Source organism: Halomonas qaidamensis, assembly GCF_025917315.1.
In the GTDB taxonomy this organism is placed as follows: domain Bacteria; phylum Pseudomonadota; class Gammaproteobacteria; order Pseudomonadales; family Halomonadaceae; genus Vreelandella; species Vreelandella qaidamensis.
Genome location: NZ_CP080627.1, coordinates 164,895 through 187,717, shown reverse-complemented (window position 1 = coordinate 187,717; position 22,823 = coordinate 164,895). Strand labels below are relative to the sequence as shown.

Genomic DNA, 22,823 nt, shown 5'->3' with positions numbered 1-22,823 from the left:
GATACAACAGAAAAAGGCCGGCAGCGGGATAAGCCCGCCGCCAGCCGTGGAAGCTTACGCAGCGCGTAAAGCCGTCAGCACAAGAATTACTTGAGCTCGACGCTTGCGCCCGCTTCTTCCAGCTTGGTTTTAGCTGCTTCAGCGTCTTCTTTAGACATTGCTTCTTTGATAGTAGCTGGCGCGCCATCAACTGCGCCCTTGGCTTCTTTCAGGCCAAGACCAGTGATTTCACGAACTGCTTTGATGACGTTAACTTTCTTGTCACCAGCAGAGGTCAGTACCAGATCAAATTCAGTCTGCTCTTCAGCAGCTGCTTCGCCGCCTGCAGCCGGGCCAGCCATTACGGCTGCTGCTGCAGAAACACCGAATTTCTCTTCCATTGCTTCGATTAGCTCGACAACTTCCATTACGGACATGTCGGCTACAGCATTGATGATATCGTCTTTGGTCAGTGCCATTGTCTCGTTCCTAACTTTGCGGGAGCCTCGGTTTGCCGAGTGCTCAGGATTCATTGCATGGTTCAAGCAGCGCCCTGCTTATGCAGCACAGACTGCTTGCAAAAAGGCCTGCTTATGCAGCTTCTTCTTGCTTCTGATCGCGCAGGGCGGCCAGAGTACGAACCAGCTTGCCAGCGGAGGCTTCTTTCATTACCGACATCAACTTGGCAATAGCTTCGTCGTAAGTCGGTAGGGTTGCCAGACGATCGATGTCAGCAGCCGGAATCAGCTCACCTTCGTAGGCCAGCGCCTTCACTTCGAAGTTCTGATCTTGCTTTGCAAACTCTTTGAACAAACGAGCAGCAGCGCCCGGGTGGTCAGTAGAGAAAGCCAGCAGAGTAGGACCAACAAAGCTCTCGTTCAGGCACTCCCACTGAGTACCTTCGAGGGCGCGGCGTGCCAGAGTGTTGCGAACAACACGCAGCTGGACGCCATTCTCACGCGCTTGCTTACGCAGGTCGGTCATTTTACCGACTGTAACGCCGCGAGAATCGGCAACTACGACGGAGAGTGCGCCCTTGGCCGCTTCACTGACCTCGGCAACAATCGCTTTCTTGCCTTCAAGTGCTAGTGGCACAGTGATCACTCCTTCGTGCCGGAACCCACAACAGGCTCCGGTGGTTACCATCTCTTCCAGACGAAAAACAACGCTGGAAGCCTTGGGGGATGGTGCTCACCAGAAAGCGGTTTGGCTAAAAACCTCAACCAACTGGCGGCCACACCATCTGCGCAGGCGCTTTTAGGGCGATTAAGCCGCACCCTTAAAAGATGCGGCACCTGCGGTCTTTGACGATGCCCTGCTTGGCTTACGCATTCACAGGGGACCGCAAAGTTCTTGCTCGGTTCTTACTTAATCAGCTCTTACGAAACGTACGACTACTTGCTTATACCAACGCAGAGTGGTCGATAGTCAGACCTGGGCCCATGGTAGTGGACAGGGTGACTTTCTTAAAGTAGATACCTTTAGAAGAGCTCGGCTTGAGTCTCTTAAGGTCAGCAACCAGCGCTTCCAGGTTACCCAGAACAGCGGATGCTTCAAAATCAGCCTTACCCAACGTTGTGTGGATAATGCCGTTTTTGTCGGTACGGAAACGCACCTGACCCGCCTTAGCATTTTTAACCGCAGTAGCAACGTCAGGTGTAACGGTGCCAACTTTCGGGTTAGGCATCAGGCCGCGCGGACCAAGAATTTGACCCAACTGACCAACAACACGCATAGCATCTGGAGAAGCAATCACGACGTCAAAATCCATTACGCCTTTTTTGACTTGCTCAGCCAAATCTTCCATACCTACGATGTCAGCGCCTGCTTCTTTAGCAGCATCGGCGTTAGCACCCTGAGTGAAGACCGCTACACGCACGTCTTTGCCAGTACCGTTAGGCATGACAGTAGCACCACGTACAACCTGGTCAGATTTACGCGGATCAACACCAAGATTGATCGCTACATCCAAGGACTCTTTGAATTTAACGGTAGACAGTTCAGCGAGCAGCGCAACCGCTTCTTCAAGAGAGTAAGCTTTGTTCGGGTCTACTTTCTCGCGAATAACTTTCGCGCGCTTAGTTAGTTTAGCCATGATCAGAGACCCTCCACATTTAGGCCCATGCTACGAGCGCTGCCAGCGATGGTGCGCACCGCGGCATCGAGATCAGAAGCCGTCATATCTGGCTCTTTCGTTTTAGCGATCTCTTCAAGCTGCTCACGCGTCACGGTACCAACCTTCTTCTTGTTCGGCTCACCAGAACCGGACTTGATGCCCGCTGCTTTTTTCAGCAGCACGGCAGCAGGTGGCGTCTTAGTGACGAACGTGAAGCTACGGTCAGAGTAGACGGTGATCACGACAGGCGTCGGCAGGCCAGGCTCAATTTCTTGAGTAGCCGCGTTGAACGCCTTACAGAATTCCATGATGTTCACGCCGTGCTGACCCAGCGCAGGGCCGACGGGCGGACTTGGATTGGCTTTACCTGCAGCAACCTGCAGTTTGATATAAGCCTGTACTTTCTTGGCCATGTTAAATACTCCAGTTGGGTGATAGCGCCTTACGGCTCCCCGGTACACATAAAGCAGCGCTTCGCTGCTTCACATAATGCAGGGATGACATGCAATGCACGCCATCCCGCCACTTAATTAAACTTACTCTTTTTCTACCTGAGAGAACTCAAGTTCCACAGGTGTTGCACGCCCAAAGATCAGCACGCTGACCTGCAAACGGCTCTTATCGTAATTAACTTCTTCGACTACGCCATTGAAGTCGGCGAACGGGCCATCAACAACGCGAACCGATTGACCCGGCTCAAACATCGTTTTAGGCCGCGGCTTATCAGTACCGTCTTTCACCCGACGCAGAATAGCGTCTGCTTCACGCGAAGCAATTGGAGCAGGCTTCTCTTTCGTGCCACCAATAAACCCCATTACACGCGGAGTTTCATTGACGAGGTGCCAGGTTTCGTCGGCCATTTCCATCTCGACCAGCACGTAACCTGGATAGAATTTGCGCTCACTCTTACGGCGCTTTCCGTCACGCACTTCGACGACTTCTTCCGTTGGCACTAGAATTTCGCCAAAGCGATCTTCCATGCCATACATTTTCACACGCTCGATAAGCGAACGCATGACATGCTTTTCAAAGCCGGAATAAGCGTGGACGACATACCAACGTTTGGACATGAAAGCTCCTAACCAATGACGCCGGACATCGCCCAGCCAAGAAGAGTATCAATCAACCACAGCATCAAACCCACCACCACAACAGCCGCCAACACAATAGCTGTCGTCTGAATGGTTTCAGGGCGAGTCGGCCATACAACGCGCTGTATCTCTTTCTTGGCGCTTACGGCAAGCTCTACTAAATCGCGACCTTTAGCAGTGGTCAGCGCGATCAAACCCGCAATCGCACAAAACACCACCACACCCAATACGCGGTAGAGCAGGCCAATATCAGCGAAATAGGTATTACCAACAACTGCAACAACAAGCAGCGCCACAACCGCCGCCCACTTGAGCCCGTCATGGCGCGACTGTTGCACCTCTTCGCCATGTTTTACGGAACTAGGCTTCATAAAAACGAGACTCCCAAGGGTGCAGCGAGCGACAAAGGAATTCTAGAAAAAGACATACCAACCTGGGGAAGGTTGGCAGGCCAGGAGGGAATCGAACCCCCAACCTGCGGTTTTGGAGACCGCTGCTCTGCCAATTGAGCTACTGGCCTGTATCGTCATGTGCACAAACAAATGCCTGCGCAACAGCGGGCGTCATAATAGCGGATAACTCTCCACTTGACAACCCCATTCAACACCCATCAAAACTGACGAGTGAAAACAAAAAAAGCGAGCTTAGCTCGCTTTTATGCAATATGGAGCTCATGGACGGAATTGAACCGTCGACCTCACCCTTACCAAGGGTGTGCTCTACCCCTGAGCTACATGAGCCAAACACATCAAACTGGAGCGGGCGGCGGGAATCGAACCCGCACCATCAGCTTGGAAGGCTGAGGTTCTACCATTGAACTACGCCCGCCGAACTTGCCTATGGAATGACAATCCGTTGCACGAGATACAGTAGCTAAGCCCGCTTACCGGCCTTTCATTCCCAAGCAATGACTTAGTCACTGCTTGATAAAACTGGTGGAGAGGGAAGGATTCGAACCTTCGAAGCTTTCGCGGCAGATTTACAGTCTGCTCCCTTTGGCCACTCGGGAACCTCTCCAGCTGTGGCGGCACATTATGCCAGCCTCCAAAACGGTGTCAAGCTTACAAACTCTTTATTTTTTCAAAGCTTGTGAACTTATCAACACTTGCACACTAATACTTAGCGTGGCTTATGCCTTGGAACGCGCTGCATTCTGTCAAAGCAGCATTGAGAATGCAAGACCCGCGCGAATTTTTTCTAACGAAACAGGCTCAGGCACGCTTGGCGCGCCTGACATTTTGCCAGCACGCTCTGCAAAGGTAAGCGGAAAACTAGCCTCTAATCCGCCATATACCATGTCTGGCCATACAGCGTGGGGTACTTGCACACCACGAGAAACCACTCTGGCGTCTCCACCCGTTAGCATCATGGGCAACGCGACACCTTGCTGATCACACACCTCGCTATAAATTCGATTAATTGCGCTAACTGCCGCCATGTAGATGCCGTGATTCACCGCATCGACCGTGCGCCGCCCCGGCTCGAGTAGCGCGTCAGCTTCACTTTCTGGATCAATCGCCACGTTACGGGTGCCTAACTTAAGGCTCTCTTTCATCAGCCGCAAACCAGGCACAATAAACCCACCAAGATGAACACCGCCAGGCAGTACAAAATCAATCGTTATCGCACTACCGCAGTCGACAGCACAGCAGCCACCAGCCAATTGATAGCCAGCCAATGCGCCCATCCAACGATCCACCCCTAAGCGCCCAGGCTCTTCGTAGCCATTAATAACGCCCAACGCTTCAGGCGTAGAGCGCGCCACATAGACCTGGCGTACTTGGCGACGCAGCAAAGCAACGGTCTCTTCCAGCACGGTAGCTCTGGCAACACTGGAAATACGTACTGCCTCTACTACGTCAAGATTCGGAATATCTGCCCCTGGCCGCCACTCTTCTCGCGTCCACACCGCACCTCGTGAACGTATCTCACTACTTTCGGCATCTTTTAACCGCCACTTTGATAGCGTATTGCCGATATCCAAATCCAAAATCATAGGCGCCTGCGTACACTGATCTCACCGCCCGACAGGCGTCGCGAGTGATCATTTTCGGTAACCCAAAGATTACCACTCTCATCTACCTCTCTAGCCACTGCATCACTTGAGCGCTCACCCTGAATAATACGGATCGGCAACCCTGCATAGGCATGGCGACTATTCCATTCGTCTCGCCAAGGGGTAAACCCTTCGCTTTCGAAGCCTGCCAGCATATCCAATAATTCAGATACCATATCCGCAGCTAACTGATTGCGCGAAATACCCGCCTTTGCATCAAACAGCGCCGCCACAGGCTGATCAATAGTGGCACGCAGACTATCGGGTAGCGACAGATTCATGCCAATCCCAATGACTACTTCACACGGACCTGCTGCATCCCCAGTGACTTCAATCAAAATACCGGCCAGCTTGCCAAGCTCACTACCTTTCTCTGCCAGCAATATGTCGTTAGGCCATTTTAATTTGGGTGAAACCCCATACTGCTCCAGCACTTGAGCAACCACCACGCCAACTGCAAGACTCAACCCCTCCAGGGCGTTAACCCCTGACTCAAAACGCCAGCCAAGCGAAAGCATTAAGCTCTGCCCCCAAGGCGTAGACCATACGCGCCCGCGACGGCCACGACCGGCGGTTTGTAGCTCAGCAAAGCATACTTCACCGTGCCCTGCTCCCTGCGCAAATCGCTGGCGTATATATTCATTACTCGATGGCAGCTGGTCTTCAATGAATAGCCTGGATAAGAGATGGCGAGCATTCGCGGGCAAACGCTCTACAATTTTTGCCCCATCCAGCGGCTCTAACGGATAGGCAAGTCGATAACCGCGACCTTTCACAGCCACCAGCTCAACGCCCAATGCGTCTAATTTTTTTAGCTGTTTCCATACGGCGGCTCGGGAAACGCCCAGCGCTTCACCTAATTGTTCACCGGAATGAACCTCGCCATCGCTTAACAAACGCATCAGGTTACCGATGGTCATGTGCTTGCCCCAACTGGGAAAACGCCTATCTTAACGGAAGCACCGCTAGAGCGAAAACTGCCATGTTTAGGTTATTGACTTGCACCTTTATTTAAGACAGCACTGGTAGTGAACCGCACCCAGACCCTATAATGCCGCCCTATTTTTCTAGCAGGATCGCGTCGTGATCGAGAATCTTCGCAACATTGCCATCATCGCCCACGTTGACCATGGTAAAACTACCTTGGTAGACAAGCTGTTAAGCCAGTCCGGAACGCTCGACCGCAAGGCCGAAGGCCAAGAGCGCATCATGGACTCCAATGACCAGGAAAAAGAGCGTGGCATCACCATCCTGGCCAAAAATACTGCTATTCAGTGGCAAGATGGCAATGGTAAGGATTACCACATCAACATCGTGGACACCCCTGGACACGCCGATTTTGGTGGCGAGGTTGAGCGGGTCATGTCCATGGTGGACTCGGTACTGCTTCTGGTAGATGCCGTTGACGGCCCTATGCCGCAAACGCGCTTCGTTACTCAGAAAGCATTTGCCCAGGGCCTAAAGCCGATCGTCGTCGTCAATAAAATTGACCGTCCCGGCGCTCGCCCTGACTGGGTTATTGATCAGATTTTTGATCTGTTTGACAACCTCGGTGCTTCCGACGACCAGCTTGATTTCCCAATCATCTACTGCTCGGCGCTGAACGGCATTGCTGGCATGGATCCGGAAGAGTTGGCTGACAACATGGACCCCATGTTCCAGGCGATTGTCGATATCGTCGAGCCACCCGCCGTTGAGATTGATGGTCCGTTCCAGATGCAAATCTCGGCGCTGGATTACAATAGTTACGTGGGCGTTATCGGCCTTGGCCGTATCAAGCGTGGCTCGGTGAAGCCTAACCAGCAAATCTCGGTTATCAGCGTTGATGGCTCTACCCGCAAGGGTAAGATCGGCCAGGTTATGACCCATATGGGTCTTGAGCGCGTCCAAACGACGGAAGCTACCGCAGGCGATATCGTTTGCGTTACTGGCATTGAAGATCTATCGATCTCTGACACGCTGTGCGATCCAAGTGCCATTGAAGCATTGCCGCCACTGTCTGTTGACGAACCGACCGTTTCAATGACGTTCCAGGTCAATGACTCCCCGTTTGCTGGCAAAGAAGGCAAGTTCGTCACCAGCCGTAATATTAAAGATCGTCTGGAACAAGAGCTGATTCACAACGTAGCACTACGCGTTGAGCAGGGCGAAACGCCTGAGAAGTTCAAGGTATCTGGCCGTGGTGAATTGCACTTGTCGGTATTGATCGAAACCATGCGCCGTGAAGGCTTCGAGCTGGCGGTTGGCCGCCCAGAAGTTATCATTAAAGAGATCGATGGCGTTAAGCAAGAGCCTTACGAAGAGGTCATCATCGACTGTGAAGAGCAGCACCAAGGCTCTATCATGGAAGAGCTTGGCTACCGTAAGGGCGAGCTAACTAACATGAACCCTGATGGCAAAGGTCGTGTTCGTTTGGACTTTATTATTCCGGCGCGCGGTTTGATCGGTTTCCGTGGTCAGTTCTTAACCTTGACCTCAGGTACCGGCATCCTGACTAGCCGCTTTGACCACTACGGACCACTTAAGCCCGATGCGTCTATCGAGCGTCGCAATGGCGTACTAGTTTCTATGGTCGGCGGTAAAGCCCTTGCATACGCGCTCTACGCTTTGCAAGAACGCGGCAAGCTGATTATTGATCATGCGACCGAAGTATACGAAGGTATGCTGATTGGTATTAACAACCGTGCCAACGACATGGTAGTTAACCCAACCAAAGGCAAAAAACTCGATAACATGCGCTCAACGGGTAATGATGAAAACATCGTGTTGACGCCGCCGATCAAGTTCACTCTTGAGCAGGCCATCGAATTCTTGGATTCTGATGAATTGGTAGAAGTTACTCCCAGCCATATTCGTCTGCGTAAAAAGCACTTAACCGAAAACGAGCGTAAGCGTGCTAGCAAGAAATAACTCTTTGCCAGTCAACGCTCGATAGTAAATGATCGACAGCAAGTCCCTGAAGCCCGCCATGTGCGGGCTTCTTTTTTTATGGGGTTGATAACGCTCTTCCCTCACACTTTTCTCGCTTTCGCCTCCCCCCATGCCCCGTGCCCTACGCCAAGCGGCGTCATAAACGCAGCCTTAACGCTAGCAGGCTGGTAAGCGTAGGCGTTCTATCGCAAAGTAGTACTTATCTCAGTGCGGCCCTGGAGCACTGGCAACCTATAATTCATACAGGTGTTTGGATATTTACCCCCATCCTTTCACCACGACATGGACACTCCTCCACATGAGCGGTCATAACGTCTGGACTCACAAAGGCACGTTTTTGCTAGCAGCGGTTGGCTCTGCCGTCGGCCTAGGCAACCTCTGGCGCTTTCCCTATCTCACAGGGGAAAATGGTGGTGGTGCATTTATTTTAATTTACGCACTGACCATTTTTGCGGTTGGCATCCCCATTTTGATTGCGGAAACAATGCTTGGGCGAACCAGTCGCCAAAGCCCCATTATGGGGATGCGCCATTTAACCAAAACACATAAGACCTCCCGTGCCTGGGAATCCATTGGTTGGCTGGGCGCTGCTTCTGCCTTTTTAATTTTGAGTTTTTATTCTGTCATTGCTGGCTGGGCACTGCACTACACGTGGCTGATGCTAACTGGCTCATTAGTCGGTGCCGATGCTGCAACGATTAGCGCTGGCTTTGATGCGTTGCTAGCGTCTCCGGGCCTGATGACGCTTTATCACACGCTGTTTATCGCCTTCTCGGCGTTAATTGTCGGCATGGGGATTCATAAAGGGATCGAGTCAGGGCTGCGCATCATGATGCCAGCGCTGTTTGTGATTCTCATCGTGGTACTTATCTACGGCGTCATTAATGGCGACGTGAGAGCGGCAGCAAGCTTCTTGTTTACGTTCAATATTGCCGATCTCAGCTTAGAGGGTTGGTTACAGGCAATGGGGCAATCTTTCTTCACCCTGAGCCTTGGGATGGGTGCCATCATGGCCTACGGCGCTTATATGTCCAGTGAAGCCTCCTTGACCCGAACAGCTATCGCCGTGGCGTTTGTAGATACTGCGGTTGCCATGGTGGCAGGGCTAGCAATTTTCTCGCTGGTATTTGGGGCAGGCCTAGAAACCGGTCAGGGTCCTGGCCTGATGTTTGTCACTTTGCCGCTAGCATTTGCTGACATGCCATTTGGTGCTCTGGTGGGCGGGGTCTTCTTTATTTTGGTGCTGGGGGCTGCGGTTAGCTCGTCTATTTCGTTAATAGAACCTGTTGCGGCCTTTCTGGTCGAGCGTTTTGATATGACCCGCCCCCAGGCGGTCACCATTATGGTCGTCGCGGCTTGGGCAATGGGCTTACTCACCGTAGTGAGCTTCAACATATGGGCCGAAGGGACGATTTTCCACGCTCTCTTTGGCCGCAGCGCTTTTGAATTTATTGAGCTGTTGACCAATATCTTTATGCCGCTGGGCGGGCTAATGATCGCTCTATTTGCAGGCTGGGCACTGACCCAAAGCGAAGTGATGAAAGAGCTTGGTACCAACCTTACATGGTTTAAAACCTGGCGTTTCTTGGTGCGCTTTGTGGGTCCTGCTGCCGTATCATTTGTATTTTTACGCACTCTCCCACAAGTGGAAGGCTACGTTATCCCAACCCTCGGCGCACTGCTCATTGTCGGTGCGTTTGCCTTGAGTCAGCGGCTGCGTAAGCCTGCTTAATATAATGCTAATAACCCAGGCGGCCAAAGGTCGCCTGCGGCGCGAGGACATAATGACTCCCCTTATCGAGGTACAACACGTCAACAAAGCCTTCGGCGGGCTGCACGTTATCAACGACTGCTCAATCCGGGTTGAAAAAGGTTCAATTACCGGCATGATCGGCCCCAACGGGGCAGGTAAGTCCACGCTCTTCAATTTAATTGCGGGCGCACTTACGCCAGATAGTGGCCGCATTCTGTTGGATGGTGAAGACATTACCTCGCTAAGCGCTGATCAACGCTTCCACAAAGGCTTACTACGCACCTTCCAAATCGCCCATGAGTTTAGCCAAATGAGCGCACTGGAAAACTTGATGATGGTGCCACCCAATCAAGCAGGGGAACATCTATTTAATACCTGGTTCAAGCCCGCACTGGTACGCAGCCAGGAGGCAGAGGTGCGCCGCCGCGCACTGGAAGTCATTGAGTTTGTTGGCTTGCATCATGTACGTAACGAGCTTGCGGGCAACTTGTCGGGTGGTCAGAAAAAACTGCTAGAGCTAGGCCGCACGATGATGACCGATGCCAAAGTCGTGCTGTTAGACGAAATCGCCGCTGGTGTAAACCGCACGCTACTTGGCGATTTAATGGGCAATATCGAACGTTTAAATCGCGAAATGGGCTATACCTTTCTGGTGATTGAGCACGATATGGATATGATTTCGCGGCTCTGCGATCCAGTGATTGTACTGGCCCAAGGCAGCGTCATGGTTGAGGGTTCAATTGAAGAAATACAAAACAATCCGGCCGTTATAGAAGCATATTTCGGCACTGATGCCGCTTGATAACGCTGAGTTTGTCACCTAGATAACAGCCACAACAACATGGTCGCCATTGTTCACCACAGTGCGGCCCAGCTGAGACGCGCCTATGTCATCCACACCGTCATCCCCACAGCCACTGCTTGAGGCACGCGATGTGCACGGCGGTTATGGCAGTATGAATATCCTTAATGGGGTCAATATGACCCTGTATGCCGATGAAGTTGGTGTCATTGTTGGCCCTAACGGCGCAGGCAAATCCACGATGCTAAAAGCAGTTTTTGGGCTGTTGAACGTTAATCAGGGCGAGATTTTGCTTAACGGACAGCCGATCCATAACCTGCCGCCGAATCAATTGGTTGAGCGTGGCATGGGCTTTGTCCCCCAGGAGAAAAACGTTTTCCCCAGCCTGACGGTTAAAGAGAACCTGGAAATGGGTGCCTATCTTAAACCTCAAAACGTAAAGCGCATGCTGGAGCAAGTTTACGACTTCTTCCCCCCTCTCGTTGAGAAGCGTCACCAGCCCGCGGGAGAGCTTTCCGGTGGTCAGCGCCAAATGGTCGCCATGGGCCGTGCGTTAATGGCTGAACCTAGTCTGCTGCTACTGGATGAGCCAACAGCTGGCTTGTCGCCCCTTTACATGAATGAAATTTTTGATCGGGTTAAAAAAATTAACGCCGCTGGCGTGGGCATTTTGATGGTGGAACAGAATGCTAAACAGGCCTTAGCCATTGCCGATAAAGGCTTTGTGCTGGCGGCGGGACAGAACCGCTTTACAGACACGGGGGCTGCGTTACTGGCTGACCCTGACGTCGCCAAAAGCTTTTTGGGCGGCTAGCCCGGGGGAGAAACGCGTGAACGAACTGGTCTTTTTTATCAATAACGTAGTGATTGCAGGTAGCGTCACTGGCTCTATTTATGCCATTGGTGCCATTGGCGTCACGCTAATCTTTAGCATTATGCGCTTTGCCCACTTTGCCCATGCCGACATAATGACCTTTGGTGCCTTTATGGTGCTACTACTGACAACTGCCTTCCCAGCGGCAGGCGCCAGTATCGGCGTACCAACGGCGCTTATCATGCTGCCGTTAGCCATGTTACTGACGGCAGCGCTGGCGGTGGGCATTGATAAAGCGTTCTATAAACCGCTACGCGCCCATGGCGTCAAACCTATCGTGATGGTGATTGGCTCGCTGGGCGTAACGCTCATGCTTCAAGGGCTTATCCGGTTATTTTCCGGCACCGGTGGTCAAAGCTTGTACGTCGATGACCGCAAGGAAATTTTCCGCATCGCGCTACCTTTCGAGGGAGTTCGAGCCCCCATCGTGATTACCGAGCCTCAGATTTACTTGTTTGTGATTACGTTAGTGGCAGTGGTCGCCCTACACCTATTCCTCAATCGCTCGCGACTTGGCAAAGCCATGCGCGCCATGTCAGACAACCCTGAACTTGCTCAGGCATCTGGTATTAATACCAACACCATTGTGGCCGTCACATGGGTGATTGCAGGCGGGCTGGCGGCAATTGCGGGCACCCTGTTGTCACTAGATGTCACGTTTAAACCCGACCTAAGTTTCTTCCTGCTACTGCCTATTTTCGCGGCGGCCATTGTCGGAGGCGTAGGCCACCCGTACGGGGCCATTGCAGGGGGATTTGTCGTCGGCTTTGCAGAAACCCTGGCGGTATTTAACTGGAATGTTCTCCTACGTCCCTTCCGCGACAGCCTACCTACTTGGCTGGAGCTCCCCTCTAACCTCGCCTTTGTAGGCACTGAGTACAAAATCGTGGTGCCGTTCTTTATTTTGGTGGCCATCTTAGTGTGGCGTCCTACCGGCCTGTTTAAAGGCAAGGTGATCTAATGAGCCATTCCACAAAAAACCACAATCCTGCCTACACGCCCAAAGATGCCACTCCTGAGCGGCGCTTTCCGCTGCGCGAGCTGGTGCTATTTGGCGCTCTATTAGCTGCCGTGCTAGCAGTCTACGCGGCAATGGGCGCAGCCTACAGTACGCGCATGCTGGTAGAAGCTGCTTGTTACGCCATTCTTGCTCTGGGCCTAACGATTCAATGGGGCTACGCCGGACAGTTTAATGCTGGTGTCATGGGCTTCGTCGCACTCGGCGGTTTCTGCGCCATGCTGTTTAGCGTCCCAGTGAATGACGCATTCTGGGGTACTGAACTACCGGGAGAACTCGGCCAAGTTCTGCTGTATGGCATTGCGGCAACCTTGATCGTCGTCGGAGTTACAAAGCTTGATAGGTTCGGCGTGCCGAAAAAGCTGCGTACCGTGCTCGCCGTCGTGATCGGGATCGTACTCTATTTGATTGTCATCAGCCTGCTTCGCGAGGTGACCAGTCAAATACAGTCTCAGGCGGGCTTTATTGGCGGTTTTGGCTTACCTGCCTGGGTAGGCTGGATTGTCGGTGGCGCCCTTGCTGGCGGCGTTGGTTACTTTATTGGCCACGTTTGTCTTGGCCTACGCAGTGACTACCTCGCCATTGCCACACTGGGTATCGCGGAAATCATCAAAGCTTTTTTGAAAAATTCCGACTGGCTGACACGCGGCACTGCCACAGTATCGCCTCTTCCTTGGCCTACCCCTGGCCCGGCGGAACTCGGCTTTACGCTTTCCCGAGCGATTTATCTTTCTGTGACGGCTGTCGTGATCGCAGTGATTTTCTTTTTACTCCATCGGGCGTACCACGCCCCCTGGGGAAGAATGATTCGTGCGATTCGCGATAACGAAGTCTCGTCAGCGGCCATGGGTAAAGATATCAACAAGCGGCGCCTGGAAATTTTCGTATTAGGCTGTATTTTGATGGGCCTTGGCGGCGGCATGCTGGGCACCTTTAACAGCCTGTTTGATCCTCAAGGCTACTTGCCTCTCAATCACACCTTCCTGGTGCTGGTCATGGTTATTTTAGGTGGCCCAGGTAATAACCTTGGCACCATTTTTGGGGCAGTCGCGGTTTATATTATTTGGATTATGTCAGAACCACTGGCTCTATTTTTAATGCAACTAGCGGTCACGCTGGGAGAGAACGCCTTCGGCTGGGAAGCGCCTAGCAATATGGATAGCCGGGCACTGCAAGCACGGGTTCTGGTAATCGGCATGTTGATTACCCTGGTACTACGCTTTGCTCCGAAAGGTTTGCTGCCAGAGAAAATAAAAACCCACGGTTAACGCCCTCGCAGTGCTAAAAACACAGCGCTAAAAAAACAGTGCTAAAAAAACGCCCCAAGCTCGTTGCCTGGGGCGTTTTGGTTACTTCTCAATTACCGCTATGTTGACTAGAGTTCAACCAAACCTTTGCTAGTGAACGAGCCCTCTTCTACCACCATTTCCACAACAACGCCGGGCACGTCGCCGTTTTCGTCAAATTCATGAGAGCCAGAGGCACCTTCGTAATTTATCTCAGTACCTGCTGCGATCAACTCAACCGCTTTTTCCCACTCGCCCGGCAGTATTACTTCACCTGGCGCGCTGGAAACACTGCGTAGCGCTTCAGAAAGCCCCTCACGCTCGGCACTGCCATTTTGCTCAATAGCCAACGCCACTAGGAAGGCCGCATCATAAGCCTGGGCAGCGAATACGGCGCTAGGATCAATGCCCGCCGCTTCAGCCGCTTCATTGAAAATGTTTGTCCCGGGGAGATCAGGGCTGCCAGGACGTGTGGCGATCATTCCATCCAGCACATCTGCGCCAATCGCTTCTACTAAGCTATCACCAACCATACCATCGGCACCCACATACTGGGTGAACATGCCGCTTTCGTAGGCTTGGCGAAGTACCGTCTGACCGGAGGTATCGGCATAGGCCAGCACGACCAGCGTGTCTGCGCCACTCGAAGAGAGCGAGCCAAGCTCAGAACGGTAGTCGGCACGGTTATCTTCATGTGCGAGGTTTTCTGCTATTTCGCCACCGCCCGCTTCAAAGGCGTCACTGAAGGCATCCGACAAGCCACGACCATAGTCGTTATTAACATAGGTCACCGCGACAAAGTCGATACCTTTATCAAGCAGTAGCTTAGCAAGCATTTCGCCCTGGAAAGCATCCGATGGCACGGTACGGAAAACTAAGTCGTTGTCATCCAGCTCAGAAACGGCGGGCGCCGTTGACGCAGGTGAGACCATCAACACACCGCCTGGAATTGCTGCGTTATTAGCAGCAGCAATCGTTGCCCCAGTACATAAAGCGCCGACAATCGCGGTGACTTGCTCAGAGTTCACCATACGATCTGCAGCGTTAGAGGCAGCTGATGCATCCGAACAGGTGGTATCCCCAGAAGGCATCTCCAATGTTTGCCCGCCTAAGATACCGCCCTGCTCATTGATCTGCTCGACGGCAAGCTGAGCACCCGCAAAAATAGGTGGTGTCAGGCTTTCAATTCCCCCGGTAAAACCGCCCAAGAAGCCAACTTTGACCTCCGCCTGGGCCATGCCCGCTAAAGCAAGAGATGAGGCCGCAACGGCGGTGGCTAATGCGCGCTTATTAATCATATTATTTGTCGCTCCCAGTATGTTGAGTGCCCCGACGGTCCAGCGCGGGACTTCTCTTAATCTGGAACCGGAACGCTAAAAACACAAGCAACGCTTTCTAACGTTCTTCCGTCTCATCAGCATTTTGGCGACGCTCAGCCAGCTGTTTTTGGTAACGCTTATTGCGGTACAGCCTTATTAACGCGATCGTCAGTGCGGCAGCAACCATGACAGCCAGCACACCCCCTTGCCAGAGGCGAGCTGCATCGCCCATTACAGTTTCCAAAGTAATAATCAGCATTAAACCCAGCGCCTGCGACCCAATGGCCAGCGCCCGCAGCATGTCGAAAGCGGGTTGAGGCATAGACATCTCCGTAATTTTTAACGTGCGTGGTATGGTTTACCAGTGTACCTGTTTAACGGAAAAATCATGAATGCGATTGCCATTGGCCCACTGCTGATCTCCACCCCTCGGCTATATGCCTTAGGCTGCGCGCTACTGTTATTACTGGTTAGCCGCTACCTGCTGGGGTTAACGCCTTCACAGCATGGGCGCTGGTTCAACGGGCTAATGGTGATATGGCTGCTGGGAGCGCGGATTGTTTTTGTAGCGCTCAATTGGGAAAGCTACAGCGCAGCACCGCTGGAAGCACTGAAAGTATGGCAACCCGGCTACAATGCGCTGGGTGGCTTAATTGCAGGGTTAATTTGGACAGCCTGGGCGCTACGTAAGCGACTATTGGCGCTCATCGGCGGCCTTGCCATGTTGGTCGGCACGACAAGTCTGTGGCTGGTCTTGGTAACGCTTGCCCCCTTAGGCAATGACTTCGCCATTGACGCACTACCAGAGATCACCCTGGAAGATATGGACGGCAATGCGGTGAATCTCTCTTCGCTGACTGAAAGCGGCGACCTGATTATCGTTAACTTATGGGCTACCTGGTGTCCTCCTTGCCTGCGCGAAATGCCGTTGCTCGAAGAAGCAGCAAAGCGTGAGGGCGTGAGCGTGGTAGTCGCTAACCAAGGCGAAGACTTACTGCCGATAGTGCGCTATCTAGACGAGCAGAGGCTGGATTTTCGCTACGCACTGCGTGATCCGAGCCAAACGCTAATGGCACAATTTCAAGCTCCAGGCCTGCCCACTACAGTGCTTTTTGACCGACAAGGCAACACGTTGGATGTACACGTAGGAGAATTAACCCGCGCACAGCTGGAACAATGGTTGGAAGATTGACCACGATAGACCTTAATCCCCCCGCTCCTTTGCGTTAGAATCCCTCGCCCTGTTGCCACCGGCGACCTGCCCCGGTGGCGTACAACCTGTTTCTGTAGACTTCCTCGAGGCATCATGAGCGATTTTTCTCCCGGCCAGCGCTGGATTAGCGACGGCGAGGCTGAGCTTGGACTCGGCACCGTGCTTAACTGCGACGCCCGTAGCGTTACCATTTTGTTCAGTGCCAGCCAGGAAACCCGTACCTACAACACCCGCCAAGCGCCCTTGACCCGCGTCATGTTTGGCAGCGGCGACCGCGTAATTTCTGCTGATGGCTGGCAGATGATCGTAGACGATAGCAAAGAGACCAATGGCTTAATCACCTACATTGGTGAAGATAGCAGCGGCCTTCCTCGTGAGCTCTCTGAAGCAAAGCTTGCCGACACCATGCAGTTTGATCAGGCGCGCGATCGACTGTTGACCGGCCAAGTTGACCGCAATGACTGGTTTGACCTGCGCTTTCGCACGCTGCACCACTATCAGCGCATCGAGCAGCACAGCGCTCTGGGCTTTGCGGGGCCGCGCATCGACCTGATTCCTCACCAGCTGTATATCGCTGACGAAGTGGCAGGTCGCCATGCCCCGCGCGTACTGCTTGCAGACGAAGTTGGGCTGGGTAAAACGATTGAGGCGGGCCTGATTCTGCACCGTCTGCTTCTGGCTGGCCGAGTAGAACGCGCGTTGATATTGGTGCCAGACAGCCTTACCCACCAATGGCTGGTCGAGCTGTTACGCCGTTTCTCACTCAATGTTAGCCTGCTGGATGAGCACCAAAGTCTCGCCCACGGCAGTGCCAATCCATTTGAAAGCGCCCAAATTGTATTGGCTAGCCAAGGTTGGCTGTTCGCCAATATTCACCGCCAAGAGCAGGCCCAGGCGAGCCAGTTTGATTTATTGATCGTCGATGAAGCCCATCATCTTGACTGGAGCCCTGATGGCAGCGGCCCAGGCTATCAGTGTGTTGAGCAGCTTGCTGCTGATATTCCTGGCTTATTGCTGCTGACGGCTACGCCAGAACAGATGGGTGTTGAGAGTCATTTCGCTCGCTTGCGCTTGCTAGATGCCGAGCGTTACCACGATATCGAACGCTTTAAAGACGAAGAACATCATTACATCGCTGTCGCTCAAGCCATTGATGCCTTGGATGAGCTACCCGATAACGGCGAGGCGCGTAAACGGGTCGATAATGTAGCGGACGACCGTGACAGCCAGGCGTTGCTAGCAACGTTGTGCAACCCTGAGGCAAGTGCTGAACAGCAAGATGCTGCCCGCGCTCAGTTGCGCGATGCGCTGCTTGATCGTCACGGTACTGGACGAGTCATGTTCCGCAACAGCCGCCGGCATGTGGGAGGGTTCCCGGAACGTCGTTTGCACCTTGCCCAGCTGGAACTGCCATCGGCCTACCGGCGCGTGCTGCGCCGCTTAGAACGCGATGATGATTACCTGGATGAACTGCTGATTGAAACGGGCATGGATCATCCCGACGTGTTGATTTATCCAGACAGTATGTATCGCGAGCTCAGCAATGATCCGCTTAACACCGAATCCTGGTGGCATATCGACCCACGGGTAAACTGGCTACTGGAAAAGCTGAGTGACGATAGCGAAAGTGGCTTCGCCAACGATAAAGTACTGATTATTGCTCACCATAGAGAAACCGCTGAAGGACTTGCCGAAGGACTGCGCGTCCTAGGCGGCTATCACGCACCGGTGTTCCACGAAGGATTATCGCTGGTGGAGCGTGACCGTGCCGCAGCGGCATTTGCTGATGAAGAAGACGGCTGCCAAGTGCTGGTATGCTCTGAAATCGGCTCAGAAGGCCGCAACTTTCAGTTCTGCCGCCACTTGGTGATGTTTGATATGCCCCAGCACCCCGACCAGCTGGAGCAGCGCATTGGCCGCCTCGACCGGATAGGGCAGCGCCACGCCATTGAACTTCATGTCCCCACCTTCACTGGCAGCCCAGGCGAACGGCTACTGCGCTGGTATCATGAGGGCATGGACGCGTTCAGTGCTCCTCACGGCATTGGCAGCGATCTGTATGATGCCTTTGGTGATGCTTTGGCTGATGCCCTACTCGACGATGAAATGCTTGATGAAATCATCGACGAAACCCGCCAAATGTTCACCGCGAAACTGGCTGAGCGGGATGCTGGCCGTAACCGGCTGTTAGAGCTAAACGCCTGTCGCCCTGCCCGTGCTCAGCAGGTCATTGAGGCGGTGCGTGAGTTGGACGAAGATCCAGCGTTGCCACGTTTTGTAGAGCGCGCCCTGGATATTTTTGGGGTAGATAGCCAAGACATTGGCAATGGCCTACTTTATTTGCAGCCTAGTCAACACATGCTGGACGGCTTACCAGGGCTGGTGAAGGGGGAAGAGGGCTTTTCAGCCACTTATAGCCGCGCACTGGCACTTGCACGAGACGATATTCAGCGGCTCTCTTGGGAGCACCCGCTGCTGCGCGAAATGATGGAGCGTATATTAGATGGCACTATGGGTAATACGGCGCTTGCGCTACTGCGCCATCCAGCGATTCCCAGTGGCCGCTTAATGGCTGAGTTGGTGTTCCGCACCCACTGCCCTGCCCCCAAATCACTCCACCTCAACCGCTTCTTGCCGCCTACTGCTGTGCGTGTCCTGCTTGATGAATCAGGCGCAAACCTAACTAGCAAGATCTCCTTCACCGGACTTGGCAAAAACCTGCAGAAAGTGAACAAGTCGCTGGCAAGGGACTTGATCAAAAGCCGCCATGACCAACTGCGCGGCTTGCTTATTCAGGGTGAAGGTGAAGCTGAACGTGAGTTACCCAGCATCGTAGAAAGCGCTGAAACACGCATGCGTGCCCAACTTGATGCAGAACTTGCTCGCTTAACCGCCCTGGCAGAGCACAATCCAGCGGTTCGTAGTGAAGAACTGGAGGCATTGAAGCAAGAACGTAAAGCACTTAGCGACGCAATAGAAAACACCCGCCTGCGGCTCGATTCCGTGCGGGTGATTATCACTGTCGACCCCAATGCCTGACCCTGAAAAACTAAAGAATGGCCTCTAACGCCTTATCGAGTGTCGGGTATTGAAAGGTAAACCCGGCCTCGATCAGACGTGCAGGTCGCATATCAGCCCCAGTCAGCAACAGCTGTGACATCTCTCCAAAGCCCGCTTTTAGTACGAAAGCGGGTACGGGGAAAACTGCCGGCCGGTGAAGCTGCTTAGCCAACGTTTTCGTGAACTCAGCATTTGTTACCGGATGCGGCGCACTGCCATTAAACGCGCCTGAAAGCGTTGATTCGTTCATCAAAAACATAATCGCTGCCACCAGATCGTCACGATGAATCCAGGGCATAAACTGTTTGCCGCTTCCAAAACGCCCACCGAGTCCGAGCTTGAATGGTGGCAGCATTTTCTGCAGCGTACCGCCCCCTGCTTCAAGCACTAACCCAATACGCAGTATCGCTAAGCGAACGCCCATCGCCTCGATCGGTTTTGCCGCCGCTTCCCACTGCGCACAAAGACGATGAGCGAACTCATCGTTTGGCGACGTTGTTTCATCCACCACCTTGTCGCCTTGATCTCCGTAATACCCCATCGCAGAGCCGCTAATCATCACGCTGGGTAACGCTTGTCCGTTAGCTTCCAGCTGCTCACAGAGCGTAATTAGCTGCTGAGTGCTGTCGACCCGAGAACGGATCAGTGTCTCTTTTTGGCTATCACTCCAGCGCTTTGCCGCAATTGACTCACCGGCAAGGTTAATCAACGCCTCCGGTGGCGTGTCCATAAATGCCTGGGCACTATCACGTATGTCGCAGGCCTTAGGCAACCGATCACGCACTTGGTGGGGCGTTCGGGAAACGACTTGTACCTCGTGCCCTTGAGCGAGAAGTTGTTGGCAGAGTCGCTGGCCAACAAAGCCGCTACCTCCGGTGATTAATACCCGCATGATGTCACTCCTATGGCCTGACTGAGAGGGGTAGCGCGTGCCTGTGCCGACGTTAAACTGCCCTCTTGGGGATAACCGCAGTTTAAATGATCATTGCATAGCGTTTTATTGTACGATATCTATACACAAGCACTACACCTTGATCATTACACATTTAATTAGCCGCTGCGAGTTCCTATGTCTGAACGATTACCTGTGCCTTCAATGCTCTCTGATGCCCATACAGTAGCGATTATTGGTGCAGGTTTATCTGGCCTGGCCTGTGGTCACCAGCTTGCCAGTCAAGGAATCAATGTGACGCTATTTGATAAAGCACGCGGACCAGGCGGCCGTATGTCAAGTAAACAACGTCCTGGAGCGACACTAGACCTGGGCGCACAAGCTTTTACCACTCGCGATAAACGGTTTGCCGAAAAAGTCGCCGAGTGGCAAGCCGTCGGCTGCGTTGCTATTTGGCCAACGTTACGTTATCAGGCTAGCGCATCCGGCTGGCAAACACACAATGACGATCAGCTGCGTTACACCGGCGCACCACGTATGAGTGCCTTAACCCGTTACCTAGCCGATACGCTTAGTGCTCTTCCTAATGCAGCTATTACGCTTGAAACCCACATTACTGGGTTAGATAAAACGGCTGCTGGCTGGAAGTTACACGATAGCCACGGGTCAATACATGGGCCTTTTGACCTGGTGGTTATTAGCGCTCCGCCGCCACAAGCCAACACATTATTAGCCGCGTGGGAACCAACATTAGCCGCTGCCTGCGAAGCAAAGCCACAACGAGGATGCTGGGCAGGTTGGGCTATTTTTGAAGAACCACTACCGACAATAGAAAAAGTGGCCTCGGCTTGGCATACCGTTCACACTCATCACCCTGCACTGCGGCTAGTGTCGCGCAATCACACTAAGCCAGGTCGTGAGCTACAGCCAGAAAGTATCAGCCTACTTGCCCAGTTAGACTGGAGCGATAACCATATCGAGAGTGACAACGACACCGTTGCCCAACAGCTGCTGGAAGCTTTCATGTCGCTGCTGCCAGAACAAACCGCACTGCCTAAGATCGTTGAGATAGGCGCGCATCGCTGGCGTTATGCCCAACCAGCCCAGGCAGGCCAACAATCATACTTGTACAGCACACGTGGATTAGCACTTTGCGGGGATAGCTTCAGGGGCAGTCGTGTAGAAGATGCTTGGTTATCTGGCGACGAATTAGGAAGAGCCCTATTAGGCCAGTCGGTCTAAAATTAGAAAGAAAGCTTAACGTTTATGAGCACGTGGGAAAGGTTGTACCCAGAAGCCACAAGTTGTACAAAGGTGGCTATAATAGCGTGACGCTATCTACATGATTAATACTACATGCTTAGTAGCTTCCCAACTATGTGGCAGATCGCCGGTTAGGCGCTGATACAACGCCACGGTAATTATTGACAGACCCCTGCAGCAATTGCTGCAGGCAACCAAGAGGCAATGGCGCCCATGAGTAATAAGGCGACCCACCCACCCGACACCCCACTTTATCCTATCAGGGAAGTTTCCCGTTTAACGGGTGTTAACTCGGTCACACTACGTGCCTGGGAGCGTCGCTACGGTTTAATCCGCCCACAGCGCACCCCAAAGGGACATCGGTTATATGCGCAAGATGATATCACCCGTATTGAGCGAATTTTACAATGGCTGAACCGCGGTGTACCGGTTAGCCAGGTAGCCGATTTACTTGATCAACCAGAAACCGTGGAAACGCCCACCCAGGATGCAGGCGACTGGGCCAGCCAACGTCAACAGCTTCAACTAACCATTGAAGCGGTTGATCTCCCAAAATTGGAGACGCTTTATCATCAAAGCTTAGCGTTATATCCATTAAGTATTGCTATTAACGAACTTTGGCAGCCGGTGATTCTATCGTTGGAGGCCAAATGGGCAGACCAGCCTGATGAGCTTGTGCGCCGCACCTTTGAGGCTTTTTTGCGGAGCCAGGTAGGCATCCGCTTGCATTATGCTAATCAGGCAACGCGCGGGCCGCTCATTTTGTTAAGCGCCATGCCCGAAGACCCCGGCCTATTGTGGGTGTTGATGTGTGCATTAATGGCTAGCGAACAAGGCTATCGCGTACAAATGTTTGATCGTTCGTTGGCGCTGAAGGAACTACCTAACGCGGTGTCTCGACTGCACTCATCAATGGTATTACTTTCCAGCGGCCAGCGTGAAAGCGATGACTACATTCGCCAAACACTTCCCAAGGCAGCAGAAACGTTAAATGTGCCGATTGGCGTTTGCGGTGAAGTAGCAAAGCTCAGAAAGAACGACTTACGTGACGGCCCTGTACATATGCTGGGCGATGATTTACCGCAAGCCATCGCACGGCTTCGCCCCCTGCTTCGCGAGTCGGGGATCCTTTGAGGCATTGCCCTTTTGAACACCGAAGATTGAGCGCTA

21 protein-coding genes and 4 tRNA genes are annotated in these 22,823 nt (G+C 53.0%); 10 read left to right on the top strand and 15 right to left on the bottom strand.

Features of this window, described 5'->3' with window-relative positions; genetic code table 11:
- Positions 1-86 precede the first annotated feature (86 nt).
- The 12 genes from rplL to K1Y77_RS00815 all read right to left on the bottom strand — a co-directional run bounded on the left by rplL (position 87) and on the right by K1Y77_RS00815 (position 6,162).
- The gene (gene rplL / locus K1Y77_RS00870) at positions 87-458 is read right to left on the bottom strand and encodes a 50S ribosomal protein L7/L12 (protein WP_030074215.1); all 372 of its coding nucleotides are present in this window, start codon (positions 456-458) and stop codon (positions 87-89) included.
- A 112-nt stretch (positions 459-570) separates the two neighbouring features.
- The gene (gene rplJ / locus K1Y77_RS00865) at positions 571-1,074 is read right to left on the bottom strand and encodes a 50S ribosomal protein L10 (protein WP_030074216.1); all 504 of its coding nucleotides are present in this window, start codon (positions 1,072-1,074) and stop codon (positions 571-573) included.
- 307 nt (positions 1,075-1,381) lie between these two features.
- Positions 1,382-2,074 (bottom strand): 50S ribosomal protein L1, encoded by a 693-nt coding sequence (gene rplA, locus K1Y77_RS00860; RefSeq protein ID WP_030074217.1) that lies wholly within the window; start codon positions 2,072-2,074, stop codon positions 1,382-1,384.
- A gap of 2 nt (positions 2,075-2,076) precedes the next feature.
- Complete coding sequence (rplK, locus tag K1Y77_RS00855; protein WP_009098963.1) at positions 2,077-2,508, bottom strand: 50S ribosomal protein L11; 432 nt, start codon at positions 2,506-2,508, stop codon at positions 2,077-2,079.
- A 123-nt stretch (positions 2,509-2,631) separates the two neighbouring features.
- On the bottom strand, positions 2,632-3,165 hold the full coding sequence (gene nusG / locus K1Y77_RS00850; RefSeq protein ID WP_264429811.1) for a transcription termination/antitermination protein NusG: 534 nt from the start codon (positions 3,163-3,165) through the stop codon (positions 2,632-2,634).
- A gap of 8 nt (positions 3,166-3,173) precedes the next feature.
- Complete coding sequence (gene secE / locus K1Y77_RS00845; protein WP_264019005.1) at positions 3,174-3,557, bottom strand: preprotein translocase subunit SecE; 384 nt, start codon at positions 3,555-3,557, stop codon at positions 3,174-3,176.
- A gap of 73 nt (positions 3,558-3,630) precedes the next feature.
- Positions 3,631-3,706: transfer RNA gene (locus tag K1Y77_RS00840), tRNA-Trp, on the bottom strand.
- Positions 3,707-3,851: 145 nt separating this feature from the next.
- A tRNA-Thr gene (locus K1Y77_RS00835) sits at positions 3,852-3,926 on the bottom strand.
- Positions 3,927-3,940: 14 nt separating this feature from the next.
- A tRNA-Gly gene (locus K1Y77_RS00830) sits at positions 3,941-4,014 on the bottom strand.
- A 105-nt stretch (positions 4,015-4,119) separates the two neighbouring features.
- A tRNA-Tyr gene (locus tag K1Y77_RS00825) sits at positions 4,120-4,203 on the bottom strand.
- A 139-nt stretch (positions 4,204-4,342) separates the two neighbouring features.
- The gene (locus K1Y77_RS00820; protein WP_030074219.1) at positions 4,343-5,182 is read right to left on the bottom strand and encodes a type III pantothenate kinase; all 840 of its coding nucleotides are present in this window, start codon (positions 5,180-5,182) and stop codon (positions 4,343-4,345) included.
- Positions 5,179-6,162 carry a biotin--[acetyl-CoA-carboxylase] ligase gene (locus tag K1Y77_RS00815; protein ID WP_030074220.1) on the bottom strand — a complete coding sequence of 328 codons (984 nt, stop codon included), beginning with the start codon at positions 6,160-6,162 and terminating at the stop codon, positions 5,179-5,181. Before K1Y77_RS00815 ends, K1Y77_RS00820 begins: the two co-directional genes overlap by 4 nt.
- A 163-nt stretch (positions 6,163-6,325) precedes the next feature.
- On the opposite strand from K1Y77_RS00815, the gene typA reads away from it, so the two are divergent.
- The 6 genes from typA to K1Y77_RS00785 all read left to right on the top strand — a co-directional run bounded on the left by typA (position 6,326) and on the right by K1Y77_RS00785 (position 13,888).
- A complete protein-coding gene (gene typA, locus K1Y77_RS00810; protein WP_030074221.1) occupies positions 6,326-8,152 on the top strand; it encodes a translational GTPase TypA in 1,827 nt (608 codons plus the stop codon).
- A 319-nt stretch (positions 8,153-8,471) separates the two neighbouring features.
- A complete protein-coding gene (locus K1Y77_RS00805; protein ID WP_030074222.1) occupies positions 8,472-9,905 on the top strand; it encodes a sodium-dependent transporter in 1,434 nt (477 codons plus the stop codon).
- 52 nt (positions 9,906-9,957) lie between these two features.
- A complete protein-coding gene (locus K1Y77_RS00800; RefSeq protein ID WP_030074223.1) occupies positions 9,958-10,728 on the top strand; it encodes an ABC transporter ATP-binding protein in 771 nt (256 codons plus the stop codon).
- 85 nt (positions 10,729-10,813) lie between these two features.
- Positions 10,814-11,542: an ABC transporter ATP-binding protein gene (locus K1Y77_RS00795; protein ID WP_030074224.1), complete on the top strand. Its 729-nt coding sequence runs from the start codon at positions 10,814-10,816 to the stop codon at positions 11,540-11,542.
- A gap of 16 nt (positions 11,543-11,558) precedes the next feature.
- Positions 11,559-12,563 (top strand): branched-chain amino acid ABC transporter permease, encoded by a 1,005-nt coding sequence (locus K1Y77_RS00790; RefSeq protein WP_030074225.1) that lies wholly within the window; start codon positions 11,559-11,561, stop codon positions 12,561-12,563.
- Positions 12,563-13,888 carry a branched-chain amino acid ABC transporter permease gene (locus K1Y77_RS00785; RefSeq protein WP_030074226.1) on the top strand — a complete coding sequence of 442 codons (1,326 nt, stop codon included), beginning with the start codon at positions 12,563-12,565 and terminating at the stop codon, positions 13,886-13,888. Before K1Y77_RS00790 ends, K1Y77_RS00785 begins: the two co-directional genes overlap by 1 nt.
- Before the next feature lie 107 nt (positions 13,889-13,995).
- Here the strand turns inward: K1Y77_RS00785 and K1Y77_RS00780 are convergent, their stop codons facing one another.
- Complete coding sequence (locus K1Y77_RS00780) at positions 13,996-15,204, bottom strand: ABC transporter substrate-binding protein (protein ID WP_030074227.1); 1,209 nt, start codon at positions 15,202-15,204, stop codon at positions 13,996-13,998.
- Positions 15,205-15,301: 97 nt separating this feature from the next.
- Positions 15,302-15,547 (bottom strand): hypothetical protein, encoded by a 246-nt coding sequence (locus tag K1Y77_RS00775; RefSeq protein WP_030074228.1) that lies wholly within the window; start codon positions 15,545-15,547, stop codon positions 15,302-15,304.
- A gap of 66 nt (positions 15,548-15,613) precedes the next feature.
- Between K1Y77_RS00775 and K1Y77_RS00770 the strand changes: the two genes are divergently transcribed.
- Both K1Y77_RS00770 and rapA read left to right on the top strand, forming a co-directional pair.
- Positions 15,614-16,417 carry a TlpA disulfide reductase family protein gene (locus K1Y77_RS00770; RefSeq protein WP_264019006.1) on the top strand — a complete coding sequence of 268 codons (804 nt, stop codon included), beginning with the start codon at positions 15,614-15,616 and terminating at the stop codon, positions 16,415-16,417.
- 114 nt (positions 16,418-16,531) lie between these two features.
- A complete protein-coding gene (rapA, locus tag K1Y77_RS00765) occupies positions 16,532-19,477 on the top strand; it encodes an RNA polymerase-associated protein RapA (RefSeq protein WP_264429808.1) in 2,946 nt (981 codons plus the stop codon).
- Positions 19,478-19,487: 10 nt separating this feature from the next.
- Here rapA and K1Y77_RS00760 read toward each other — a convergent pair whose 3' ends face one another.
- Complete coding sequence (locus tag K1Y77_RS00760) at positions 19,488-20,390, bottom strand: TIGR01777 family oxidoreductase (RefSeq protein ID WP_030074231.1); 903 nt, start codon at positions 20,388-20,390, stop codon at positions 19,488-19,490.
- Positions 20,391-20,567: 177 nt separating this feature from the next.
- Between K1Y77_RS00760 and K1Y77_RS00755 the strand changes: the two genes are divergently transcribed.
- Both K1Y77_RS00755 and K1Y77_RS00750 read left to right on the top strand, forming a co-directional pair.
- A complete protein-coding gene (locus K1Y77_RS00755) occupies positions 20,568-21,632 on the top strand; it encodes an NAD(P)/FAD-dependent oxidoreductase (RefSeq protein ID WP_264429807.1) in 1,065 nt (354 codons plus the stop codon).
- 234 nt (positions 21,633-21,866) lie between these two features.
- Positions 21,867-22,787 carry a MerR family transcriptional regulator gene (locus K1Y77_RS00750; RefSeq protein WP_264429805.1) on the top strand — a complete coding sequence of 307 codons (921 nt, stop codon included), beginning with the start codon at positions 21,867-21,869 and terminating at the stop codon, positions 22,785-22,787.
- The last annotated feature ends 36 nt before the right edge of the window (positions 22,788-22,823 follow it).